We start from the raw sequence: 12,691 nt of genomic DNA, 5'->3' as shown, positions 1-12,691 counted from the left end.
TCTTTGATGGCAGTCTTGTAGGGGTAACCTCACATACTACGCCCCTCCCTACGGGGGAGGGGTTGGGGGAGGGGCCGCCTAAGTTAGGAGCAAGGCTGCTGTCCCCTTGAACAAATTATGGTCCTAATGACACGAATATAAGAATTAATTTGTATATTTGCGGACATCTTTTGAGTGGCTTAATGTTTTCATACAGCAGCACGGGGGCATGTAAGCTACTCCCAATGACGATATTACCTAAACTATACATTGTCAATCAAATACTTATAAAAATGTAACATTCAAGGTGCTGCATAACTAATAAACCTAATATGAACAACCGATTTCTACACGGTGTGCTAACCGCACTTGCACTAACGGCGACGGCTACGAGCTTTGCTCAGAACCCTACCGTTATGACGCTTCAGACGCAAGTTGCTCCGAACCCAGAGAACGAGCCGCGTCCAGTATTCCCTGTTCCTTCTGACAGACAATGGCAGTGGCAGCAGACAGAGTTCTATGCTTTCTTCCATTATGGCATGAATACCTACGTTAATGAGGAGTGGGGAAAGGGCAACGAGAGCCCTAACAGCTTTGCTCCGACTGAGAAACCAGACCCGAGACAATGGTTGGAGGCTGTGCAGGCAGCTGGCATGAAGGGTGGTATTGCAGTCGTTAAGCATCATGATGGCTTCTGTTTATGGCCCACAGCGTCTACCGATTATAATATATCACATTCGTCGAGTCCTAACGCACAAGGCGTTAACATTGCCGAACTCTTTGCCAAAGCAGCACAAGAACTACACATGAAATATGGCTTCTACGTGTCGCCTTGGGATAGAAACAACGGTCAGTACGGTACTGACAGCTATGTGAAGGACGTCTTCTTAAAGCAGTGTGCTGAGTTGGCAAAGTATGGGTCAGACCAGTTCGAGATGTGGTTTGACGGTGCTAACGGCGGTGATGGCTACTATGGAGGTAAGAACACAACCATCCACATAGACCGTTCCACCTACTATGACGTGCCTAACCTCCGTGACTCAATACACAAGCTTAGCCCGAACATCATCCTTTGGGGTGTCGGTGGTGAGGCCCGTTGGATTGGTAACGAAGACGGATGGGCAGGCGAGACCAACTGGTGTAACGAGAATCGCGGCGTTGCTCCTGAGCGCAATGGTATGTATGGTACGGAGAACGGATGGTTCTGGTTGCCTGGTGAGAGCGATGCTAAGTTTACGAACCCTGGCTGGTTTTGGAGTCAAAAAAGCAAGCCGATGACGGCAGAACGCACGTTCCAGATGTATTTAGAGACAGTGGGTCGCAACTCAACACTCATCCTTAACTGTCCTCCCGACAGGAGTGGTAAACTCCCACAAGACCAAGTAAGCCGATTGAAAGAGTTCGGTAAGATGCTAAAGAGCCGTTTCCAGACCAACCTTGCCAAGTCGGCTACTATCGAGGCAAGCAGTACTCGTGCACATGGCGCAACCCGTTCCTACGCAGCAAACAACCTTATTGACGAGAACCCAGACACTTACTGGGCCGCAGAAGACGACGTAAAGGATGTTACCCTTACCTTGAAATGGAACAACCCACAGACTGTTCGCTACGTGACACTACAAGAGTATGTCAGACTTGGGCAACGTGTCAAGAGCTTCTCAGTTGAGTACACCACCGATGGCAGCACATGGAAGCCACTTGCCAATAAGGTGAAGCAGACCACCATAGGCTATAAGCGCATCATTCCGCTCAATGGGAGCACCGCAAACAGCTATGGCTCGGGCTATGAAGCACGTGCTATTCGCATACACATCAAGGACGCCAAGGCTTGTCCTGTTATGAGTGAGATTGCCATTTATTAATCCTTTGACATGAGAAACAGTATGAAAAAGAATATATTAGCAGCTTGTGGCCTATTGTTCTGCAGCTCATTACTTCACGCACAGACCACAGATGAAGTTAGAATAGACTTCGAGAACCAAGACTATCAGGCTATTGGTGTCTACGACACATGGCTGAAGTCGCCTTTCCGTAGCCATGACGGACAGCCCGCAACACTGCAAGGTAACGTGCAGGTGGTGAGCAACATCGATAAAAACTATGATGATGTATTGAAGTCAACACCGAATGCTTCAGACAAGGTGTTGGGCTTCCAGCGTTCACGCTACGGTTCAAACACATTCGGTGCACGCATAGATCTTAAGCAGCCCTTCGCTTTGACCAAGGAAACTAAGTATGTTCATGTGATGATACACAAGCCGAAAGCGGGGCGCACCATGCTCATCGGACTCGGAAAACGTACCGACCGCCCTGGTCAGAGTGCTGATACAGAGCAGTTCTGGGAGTTCTCTACAAAGGAGATAGAGCCTAACAAGTGGGTAGATGCGGTCTTCCCGGTCAAAGGGGCAGGTGGTATTGACATCCATAGTCTTGTAGTTGTAGTCGACTGTGAGGACTCCAACGGTCTTAAAGATGATTTCCTTGCTTATATCGATAATATCGTCGTGAACAACGAGGCCTTCACAACAACCAACCGTGAGGACTATCCGATGAATTATAACAAAGATCAGAAGTGCACAAGAACTGATCGTGGACTCAAGGGTATCAGCCTCGGCAACCAAAGCATAGCTGTCTACGGCGACATCTCGTCGTCTACTCCAGCCTACACCTACCTCAGCAAGCGGGCTTTCTGGGCCAAACCGGGCGAGACACTCACCCCGGCTGTTCAGTACAAGGGCATCTGGATGCACAGCTATGTATATGTCGACCTGAACAACAACGGGCGCTTTGAACCGAAGGTGGAGGCAGGACAGATTGTTCCTGACGCTGGTAACGAGCTGATGGCCTACTCTTTCCTATCCGCATCTGACGAGAACAGCGGCTTTAACAGTGCTGGTACGGAGATTTCAGGCAATGGTCGTAACACACTCTCCATGCCGGCCTTCACCCTTCCCGACACCCTTCAGCATGGTTTCTACCGCATGCGTTACAAGGTGGATTGGAACTCTTCGGATGCAGGAGGTAGTATCGAGACTAATAACCACATTATTAATAATGGCGGAGGAGCCATGGACATTCGCCTTAATGTGCATGGTGACAATGTGACGATTACCCAAGGTGCACTCAACGGAAAGGTTGTTGCGGCCGATGACACCGAACTCAACAACCTCAGCATACCATTCGGACAACCCTTCACCATCAAGATGAAGCCCGAACACGGGTTCAACTTCAATGGCTTAAGGGTACGTCATGGCTACAACCTCACAGGCGACAGCCTCAGCCACGGCACCTATCAGTATGTTGACGAGCTCGTTCCACGTGAGCGTTTCAATGAAGATGGCACCTTCACCCTGCCTGCTGAGATGATTGATGGGGATGTTTCGCTTGAAGGAATATTCATAGATGCGAAGACAACCTTGACCTACGAGGTTTATTTCAACAATAAGTTTGTTTATTCAACGGCTGTCAATGGTGCCAAGACGGGGGCGGTGACGATTCCCGAAAGCCTCAACAGAGACTTTGTAGAACTATCTTCTGATACACAGACCGTTACCTCTCTCCCTGCCACCGTACGTATTAACGCCATGTGGACGGGTCCGATGAAGGTTGCAACAGCTACTGACACGACTTGGTATAACCTAAAGGTTAGCTCACAGCCAAAGTGGGTCTCTTCACGAACCTACGCTCCGAATGTCTACTTCATAGACCAGTCTGACACTGACAAGGATGCTGCGCTCTGGGCATTGACAGGTGACCCTTACAGCGGATTCCACCTTATTAATAAGGCAGTAGGACCTACACATGTGCTTGCGTCGGCGTCTCCAAAGGGCTCGGGTAATGCTGGTGGCTTCACCTTCGCTACCCTTGAGTCAGCAAGCGAACTTCCTATAGGCTACACAAGTGGCTGGTTCTTGAATGTTAGTCCTAATGATGAGGCAGGTTTCTACATCTGTAATCCAGAGGGCTACGGCCTCAACTATCGTGCTAATAACAACCTCGCTTATTGGACAGGGGGTAAGGATGGTGGCTCAACCTTCGTTCCGACAGAAGTTAAAAAGACTTCTACGGGTATTAGTAGTCTGACTCTTCAACAAGACGCCACTACCACTTACGACCTAACAGGTCGCTCTGTTGGCAAAAACCACAGAGGTATTGTCATCCGTAATGGTAAGAAGTTGCTCATTAAATAAGACAGAGTAAGAGGGGGACAGGGGTGGCCTGCCGACAAGATACGTGCTCAGACAGGGTATAGAAAGACAGAGTAACAGATGAACAAGTATCCAGTTGATGAGTAGACGAGGTAACAAGTCGACAAGTTATGTGCTCTGGCAGGGTATTAGAAAGACAGAGTAACAGATGAACTAAGAAAGAGTAGAGTAACAGATGAGCGTGTTACTCTACTTTTTTTAGTACTCTATGTATATGAAACTATAGTATTTACACAAGTTATAAAACTCTTACTACGAAACAGAAAAACGTCTGCTTCTCACGGAGGAACACAGAATAACAGAACACACAAAGGTTCACAGAGACATTAAGTCAACCGATAACACAGAACCTTACAGCCAACAGAAGCCTCACCCCCAGCCCCTCTCCGAATGGAGAGGGGAGTGATTACCGAGATACCCCTACGTGTCCTCTGTATGTTTAGCAGCCCATCTCCTATTATCAGCAGTCCTATAGGGGTAACCTCACATACCACTCCCCTCTCCATTCGGAGAGGGGCTGGGGGTGAGGCCTCTGTGTTCTCTGTATGCCGGAGGCGTTCTGTGGGCTCGAAACTGTGCACCAAAAACTCCGTGAACTCTGTGCGCTCTGTGAGAGAAAAACCTATCCACACACACCTACTATGTTCTTTTTCTCACAGAATAACACAGAATAACAGAACACACAGGGTTCAGAAAGATGATGGCCCCTCCCCCGTCCCCTCCCCAAAAGGGAGGGGCGTAATCACCGAGATACCCCTATAGAGTGGATGTTGGCTTCGTGATACCTCTTATTGGCAATCTTGTAGGGGTAACCTCACATATTACACCCCTCCCTGCGGGGGAGGGGTTGGGGGAGGGGCCACTATCTTATGGGCTCGAAACTGTGCGCAAAATATTCTGTTAGATCTGTGTGCTCTGTGAGAGAAAAAACTCCCCAGCAAATCTCATAGGCATTATCTCATAGAGTGGGTGCGTTCTATTTCTCACAGAATAACACAGAATAACAGAACACACAGCATTTCACAGAGACATTAAGTCAACCGATTTCACAGAACGTTACAGCCAACGTTAGCTGAAACGTTCTGTGAGTTCTGTATGCCGAAGGCGTTCTGTGAGTTCGAAACTGTGCGCAAAAATGTTCTGTTAAATCTGTGAGTTCTGTGAGAGAAAGAAATACCCTTTGTGAGAGAAGGAACTCTCCAGCGACTTTCGTGGTTATTATCTCATCCAGAGGGTGCGTTCTATTTCTCACAGAAGAACACAGATGAACAGAACACACAGCATTCCACAGAGACATTAAGTCAACCGATAACACAGAACCTTACAGCCACCTTTAGCAGTAACGCTCTGTGAACTCTGTATGCCGGAGGCGTTCTGTGAGTTCGAAACTGTGCGCAAAAATGTTCTGTTAAATCTGTGAGTTCTGTGAGAGAAAGAAATACCCTTTGTGAGAGAAGGAACTCTCCAGCTACTTTCGTGGTTATTATCTCATCCAGAGGGTGCGTTCTATTTCTCACAGAAGAACACAGATGAACAGAACACACAGCATTCCACAGAGACATTAAGTCAACCGATAACACAGAACCTTACAGCCACCTTTAGCAGTAACGCTCTGTGAACTCTGTATGCCGGAGGCGTTCTGTGGGCTCGAAACTGTGCGCCAAAAAGCTCCGTGAACTCTGTGCGCTCTGTGAGAGAAAAACCTATCCACACACACATACAATGTTCTTTTTCTCACAGAATAACACAGATGAACAGAACACATAAAGCTTCACAGAGACATTAAGTCAACCAATAACACAGAACCTTACAGCCACCTTTAGCAGTAACGCTCTGTGAACTCTGTATGCCGGAGGCGTTCTGTGGGCTCGAAACTGTGCGCCAAAAAGCTCCGTGAACTCTGTGCGCTCTGTGAGAGAAAAACCTCACCAGCGTGAGAGATAGAATGTGCGTTTGCGAGATAGAACACTGAACTTACTCATAGAAAATGTCAAGAGTTTTCAGTGACCAATCCACTCTCCATTCGGCGAGACGCCCTTCAAGCTCCAAGAACACGCTCTTCTTCATTCGAGAAGAGGCCTTTCTTGGGGCAAGAAGGGCATGTTCTGCATGCAAGAAAGGCATGTTCTCAAACGCTATATATAACGTATTGACACTGTGAGGGTTATAGTATCGGTTATAGAAGGTATCCTATTCCTAATTATGAGGACGTTTAGGTTGATAAGATGTAAGGTTTTTTCGCAGAATTACTAATACTTTTGAAGGGCGGAGAGATTACTAAGATAGCACAATGAAGAGGAGATATTCTTCGATTAATGGGGAGAGGAAAGCGACAAGAAAGGGAGAGGTTGGCGACAAGGAAAGGAGAGGTTGGCGACGAGAAAGGGTAAGATGAGAAAGGAGAAGAGCGAGAGAACTAAGCAAGCCAATGAACGATACTTTCGGAGAGGAGGCGGAGGAAGATTCTTACTTGTGTGCGAGAACAACACTTCTAACCAAAAAAAAAGAACTAAATGCTTGTTTATTATTGTATAAACAACTATATTTGTAGCACAAAACCTAAATCAGAAGAATATATGTCTAATTTTATGAAAGTTAGTAAGAACCGTAGGAAGCACCCTCCCTTTGTAACGGGTAGCGTCGCTTTCTCCTTTGCTCTTGGGTTGATGGCCGTTGCTCCGTCCCCAGTATTAGCCAATGTGGATGCGAACACGAGTATGAGTGTTCAGCAGCAAAAGCAGAGTATTAATGGTGTAGTTAAAGATGTGAATGGCGAACCAGTCATTGGTGCATCCGTACTTGCCAATGGTACTCCCGTAGGAGTGACCGATGTGGATGGTCGCTTCTCAATCTCTGTCGCTCCCGGAACGGAGTTGAAGATTAGTTATGTTGGTTTCGCTACTCAGAGTCTGACGGTGAGAAGTGGCGTGACAAGCTATAACATTACACTGAAGGACGAGAACAGCGCGCTGAGCGAGGTTGTTGTTGTCGGTTATGGTACTCAGAAGAAGGCCAATCTGTCTGGTTCTGTAGCACAACTCGACGGTAAGACGCTCGAAAACCGCCCTATCTCTAATGTGTCTTCAGGCTTGCAGGGCTTATTGCCAGGTATCACGGTGACTGGAGCCGACGGTGCGCCAGGTCTTGACAATGGCTCTATTCTTGTGCGTGGTGTGGGAACTTTGAACTCTGCATCACCTTATATCTTGATTGATGGTGTTGAGGCTGGAACGTTAAACTCGCTTGATCCGGAGGATATCGCAAGTATTTCTGTTCTGAAAGATGCTTCTTCAGCAGCCATCTATGGTTCTAAAGCATCTAATGGTGTGATACTGGTAACTACAAAACGAGGGCAGAACGGTGCGCCAAAGGTTAGTTATTCAGGTTATTTCGGTATTCAGAATGCAACTGCTCTGATGGATAGAATGAACTCAGCCGATGCCGCTTACTATTATAATAAGGCATTGGAACGCAGCGGTAAGGCGCCCCGCTTCTCTGAAGAAGCTATTCAGAAGTTCCGTGATGGGTCGGATCCTTACAACTATCCAAACACCGACTGGTATGGTCTTGCATTCAAGACAGCATGGCAAAACCGCCATAGTGTGAACATCACTGGCGGTAATGAGTTTGTAAAATACCTTGCTTCTGCAGGCTATCTAAAGCAGAGCAGTATCCTTCCTAATGCTGGTCGTGAGCAGTTTAATGGTCGTGCAAATATCGACATGGTGTTATCTAAGCGCATCACTGCCCATCTCAACCTCGCTTATATCCAAAACAACTACCGCGACGCAAGTAGTGCTTACGCCGGAGGAAGTAGTGATCAGATTATTAGACAGCTTAATATCATTGCTCCATGGATAGTTTATAAGTATGAGGATGGCACTTACGGCACTGTTTCTGATGGTAACCCAATGGCGTGGTTGGAGTCGGGTATGACCGTGAACCGCAACAATCGCAACTTTACAGGTATGATTGGGCTTGACTATCAGATACTAAAAGACTTGAAGCTGACGCTCCAAGGTGCTTACGTTGACGCTTCACAGCGTTACTCTTATTTCCAGAAATTCATTCAGTATAACCCTAACAAGGCTTCTGACCCTAATAAGTTAGAGATCGCTCACTACGACTGGCATCGTACAACCTTTGATGCTTTCCTTAACTATGACAAGTCTTTTGCGAAGCACAACATCAAGGCTATGCTTGGATGGCATACTGAACGCTATAAGTATCTACCTGACTGGATGTATCGAAAGAGCTTCCCTAACAACGACTTGACCGATATGAACGCTGGTGACGCATCGACCCAACAGAATGCTGGTAACACTCGTGAGCTGGCGATGGTGTCATATTTTGGAAGATTGAACTACGACTATGCGGGTCGTTACCTCTTTGAGGCTAACTTCCGTTCTGACGCTTCTTCACGCTTTGCCGATGGTCATCGTTGGGGCTTCTTCCCATCCTTCTCGGCTGCATGGAGGGTCTCTGAGGAACCATTCATGGAGGGTTCAAAGTCATGGTTGAACAACTTGAAGCTGCGTGCATCATGGGGTCAGCTTGGTAATCAGGACGCTCTGAACGATTACTATCCTTGGATGAACACTTACAACCTCAATGCGAAGTATCCATTTGGTGGTCAGCTCACTCCGGGTTACTATCAGGGTAGCTATCACCTTGAGACAATCTCTTGGGAGCGTTCAACCACATGGGGCGTTGGTCTTGACTTTACCCTCTTCGGTGGTTTGACAGGTTCGTTGGATTACTACAACCGCAAGACTACTGGTATCATCATGGACGTATCTGCTCCAGCAGAGTTTGCCCTCGGTGCTTACAAGGATAATATCGGTGCATTGCGCAATCAGGGTGTTGAGCTCTCATTGGCTTATGCAAAGCAGTTGAACAAGGATTGGACAATCAATGTTGGTGCGAACTTCTCTTACAACAAGAATAAGATTCTCTACTTGGGTGAGGGAACCGAATATGTTGTAGATAAGGATAACCGCAACCGCCGTACAGCTATTGGTCAGCAGTACAAGAGTTATTATATGTACAAGGCAACGGGTAAGTTCTTCAACTCTCAACAGGAGGCTGACGACTACACAGCCAAGTATGGCAACCCATTCGGACGTAAGTTCATGGCGGGCGACCTTATCTATGAGGATGCTAACGGCGATGGTAAGCTCGACTCAAACGACCGTATTTATACCAAGCATACGGACATCCCTGCTATTACCTACGGTTTCAACCTTGGCGCAACATGGAAGAATATAGACTTATCTATGATTTGGCAGGGTGTTGGAGCAGTATCTCATATCTACAACCGTGAGGTTCTTGGCGAGTTCTCTGGCGATGCCAGCCACCCATCAACACTGTGGAAAGACTCATGGACAGACGACAATCACAATGCTAAACTCCCTCGTGTCTTCGAGACAGGAAACAGTCCAAGCGACATGACACGTGCTATGTCGACCTTCTGGTTGTGGAATACAGCATACTTGAGATTGAAGACCTTGCAGATAGGTTACACCCTTCCTAAGAGCACACTCAAAGCGATTGGACTCGAGAAGGTGCGTATCTACTATGCTGGAGAGAACCTCCTTACCTTCGATGCATTGCCATTTAATATTGACCCAGAGGTAACCAGCGAGCGTGGATCATCTTATCCGCTGCTCCGTTCACACTCTATCGGTATCAATATCACATTCTAACCGTAAATACCCGATATACATTATGAAAACAGTAAGAACATATATATTGGCTGGTGTGGCTGCTTTTGCACTCACATCTTGTAATGACTACCTCACTACCGTACCTAAGGACGCTATGTCACCATCAACTACTTGGAAGACAAGTGACGATGCTGAGAAGTTCCTCGTGGGTTGTTACGATGGTTGGGAAGACGGTGGAGCATTGTTGTATTGGGACGCTGGCTCTGACTTTGCGTATAATAACTTCCCTTGGGAGGGCTTTACTAATATAGGTAATGGCTCGCTCTCGCCTTCTTCTCCGGGTTGGTCGTTCTACGACTATACCATCATTGGACGATGCAACACCTTCCTTGAGAATGTTGATAAGTGTGCTTTCAGTAGCGAGGCGGCTAAGAAAGACCTCATCGCACAGGTGAAGGCCATCCGTGCCTACAACTATTTCCGTATGGGATTCCTATATGGTGGTGTGCCAATCGTCAAGCCCTTCACCAGTGCACAGGAGGCTCGCGTACCAAGAAATACGGAGCAAGAGGTGAAGGACTTGGTTTTCAAAGACCTTGACGAGGCTATTGCCGACATCAACACGAGCCCTGCTGCACGCGGACGTATCGCTAAGGGCGCCGCACTGGCTATGAAGATGCGTGCTGCACTCTACTGGGGTGACTATCAGAAGGCCAAGGATGCCGCACAAGCTATCATCGATTTAGGTCTCTATGAACTCGACCCTGACTACACGAACTTGTTTAAGTTGGCTGGTAAAGACTCTAAGGAAATCATCCTTGCAGTACAGTATAAGAGCGGTACACGCCCTCTGAGTACTATCGGACAGCTTTATAACAATGGTGACGGAGGCTGGTCTTCTGTCGTTCCTACGCAGAAGTGTGTCGATAACTATGAGATGAGTAATGGTATGACCATCGACGAGGCGGGGTCTGGATACGATGCTACGCATCCTTTCCATGGCCGTGATCCACGTATGGCAATGACTATTCTCTATCCTGGTTGCGACTGGGATGGCACCGTCTTCAATACCCTCGACGAGAATGTCAACGGTAAGAAGAACCCTAACTACCCAACCAATGCGGCCAACTCATCCAAGACTGCGCTCACATGGCGTAAGTACTTAGACCCTAAGACACAGTATGCTGACGTATGGGACACGGAGGCTTCGCCTATTGTCTTCCGTTATGCTGAGGTGCTCTTGACGTGGGCTGAGGCCGAGAACGAGCTGAACGGTCCTTCTGCAAACGTCTATGCAATGCTCGATAAGGTGCGCACACGTGTGGGAATGCCAGCTGTCGACCAGTCTAAGTATAACACTAAGGACAAGCTTCGTGAGCTAATTCGCCGCGAGCGTGGCTCAGAGTTCGCTGGTGAAGGCCTTCGTCGTGCTGACATCTTGCGCTGGACAAGCAACGGTAAGATGGTTGCTGAGACAGTATTGAACGGTCCACTAACCCGCGTCACAGGTACTATCGACAACACAGCTACCGACCCAACCATGCGTGCCGTAGTAAGTGGTACAAGCAAGGTTGAGGACCGCTCGTTTCAAACTTACAACCGTTACCTCCCTATACCACAATGGAATATCTCTGACAACCCTAAGTTGGAGCAGAATCCTGGGTATGCAAAGTAACAGAACGGAGCATGTAATATAGACCTCCGAAGGGTCTCTCCCTCAACTCCTCTCCTACGGGAAGGGACGTGAACACCGAGAGTTTCCTATCTCTCTACCGCAGTTTCTCATCCAACTCCTCTCCATTCCGATGGTCGCCGACCGAAGGGAAGGAATGAGGAGGGGGTGGATGACGAGTCTGTTTTGTGCTCTGACAGGGTATTAGAAAGACAGAGTAACAGGAGGACAAGTACCCCGTTGATGAGTAGACGAGGTAACAAGTCGACAAGTTATGTGCTCTGGAAGGATGTTAGAAAGACAGAGTAACAGATGAACTAAGAAAGAGTAGAGTAACAGATGAGCATGTTACTCTACTTTTTTTAGTACTCTATGTATATGAAACTATAGTATTTACACAAATTATAAAACTCTTAGTATGAAACAGAAAAACGTCTGCTTCTCACGGAGGAACACAGAGGAAAGGTATAGGCCCCTCCTCCGTCCCCAACTGGTCCCTCCCCCGTCTCCTCCTCCAAAGGGCGGGGCGTGATCACCGAGATACCCCTATAAGTTAGAGGCCCCTCCCCCGTCCCCTCCCCCGAAGGGAAGGGGAGTGATCACCGAGATACCCCTATAGAGTGGATATAGGCTTTTTGTTGTTCCTTATTCATATTTACAATGGCTGTAACGCTCTGTGAATTCTGTATGCCGGAGGCCTTCTGTGAGATCGAAACTGTGCGCCAAAAGGTTCTGTTACATCTGTGAGTTCTGTGAGAGAAAACCCTCTACAAAGTATGCAAGCAGGCCTATAGGGGTAACCTCACATATTACGCCCCTCCCTGCGGGGGAGGGGAAGGGGGAGGGGCCACTATCTTATGGGCTCAAAAAGACGATTGTCTATCTGATACCGATGGTGAGAATGAGCACATAAACAGGCTGAACGATGTTGTTCATCAAGCCCTACATCCCGACTTTCTCACGTCTTCTGAATGCGTTACCAGCTGATTATAAGACGTTTATATCGCCATTTCTTTTGCTTAACAATACCCCCTCACGCTCCGTACCTCTTATTAACAAGCAGACTGACGGTGCAAGTTCCAAAACGAAGTGCAATAAAAGAGTGTCCCTCTCCGAGAGATGCAGACGTTCTCGACGCGTAGCGAGAGGTTGTCTGCATCTCTCGG

General features: G+C 47.7%; 6 protein-coding genes. All 6 read left to right on the top strand.

Features of this window, described 5'->3' with window-relative positions:
- Window positions 1-311 precede the first annotated feature (311 nt).
- The 6 genes from CHB62_RS04825 (at window position 312) to CHB62_RS04800 (ending at window position 11,528) form a co-directional block, all read left to right on the top strand.
- Window positions 312-1,841 (top strand): alpha-L-fucosidase, encoded by a 1,530-nt coding sequence (locus tag CHB62_RS04825; protein WP_089365914.1) that lies wholly within the window; start codon window positions 312-314, stop codon window positions 1,839-1,841.
- A gap of 21 nt (window positions 1,842-1,862) precedes the next feature.
- A complete protein-coding gene (locus CHB62_RS04820; RefSeq protein WP_240616279.1) occupies window positions 1,863-4,169 on the top strand; it encodes a GEVED domain-containing protein in 2,307 nt (768 codons plus the stop codon).
- Between the two features lie 1,200 nt (window positions 4,170-5,369).
- On the top strand, window positions 5,370-5,540 hold the full coding sequence (locus CHB62_RS14825; protein WP_158296856.1) for a hypothetical protein: 171 nt from the start codon (window positions 5,370-5,372) through the stop codon (window positions 5,538-5,540).
- 94 nt (window positions 5,541-5,634) lie between these two features.
- Window positions 5,635-5,805 (top strand): hypothetical protein, encoded by a 171-nt coding sequence (locus CHB62_RS14820; protein ID WP_158296857.1) that lies wholly within the window; start codon window positions 5,635-5,637, stop codon window positions 5,803-5,805.
- Between the two features lie 958 nt (window positions 5,806-6,763).
- Window positions 6,764-9,892 (top strand): SusC/RagA family TonB-linked outer membrane protein, encoded by a 3,129-nt coding sequence (locus CHB62_RS04805; RefSeq protein ID WP_089365975.1) that lies wholly within the window; start codon window positions 6,764-6,766, stop codon window positions 9,890-9,892.
- Between the two features lie 22 nt (window positions 9,893-9,914).
- Window positions 9,915-11,528: a RagB/SusD family nutrient uptake outer membrane protein gene (locus CHB62_RS04800; protein ID WP_089365912.1), complete on the top strand. Its 1,614-nt coding sequence runs from the start codon at window positions 9,915-9,917 to the stop codon at window positions 11,526-11,528.
- The last annotated feature ends 1,163 nt before the right edge of the window (window positions 11,529-12,691 follow it).

It is taken from the genome of Prevotella jejuni, from assembly GCF_900187995.1.
GTDB lineage: Bacteria > Bacteroidota > Bacteroidia > Bacteroidales > Bacteroidaceae > Prevotella > Prevotella jejuni.
This window is presented reverse-complemented; position numbering and strand designations above follow the sequence as displayed.

Excerpts from the sequence above, each read along its gene's own strand:
- CHB62_RS04820 (WP_240616279.1), top strand. The coding sequence starts at position 1,863 with ATGAAAAAGAATATATTAGCAGCTTGTGGCCTATTGTTCTGCAGCTCA.
- CHB62_RS04800 (WP_089365912.1), top strand. The coding sequence starts at position 9,915 with ATGAAAACAGTAAGAACATATATATTGGCTGGTGTGGCTGCTTTTGCA.
- CHB62_RS04825 (WP_089365914.1), top strand. The coding sequence starts at position 312 with ATGAACAACCGATTTCTACACGGTGTGCTAACCGCACTTGCACTAACG.
- CHB62_RS04805 (WP_089365975.1), top strand. The coding sequence starts at position 6,764 with ATGTCTAATTTTATGAAAGTTAGTAAGAACCGTAGGAAGCACCCTCCC.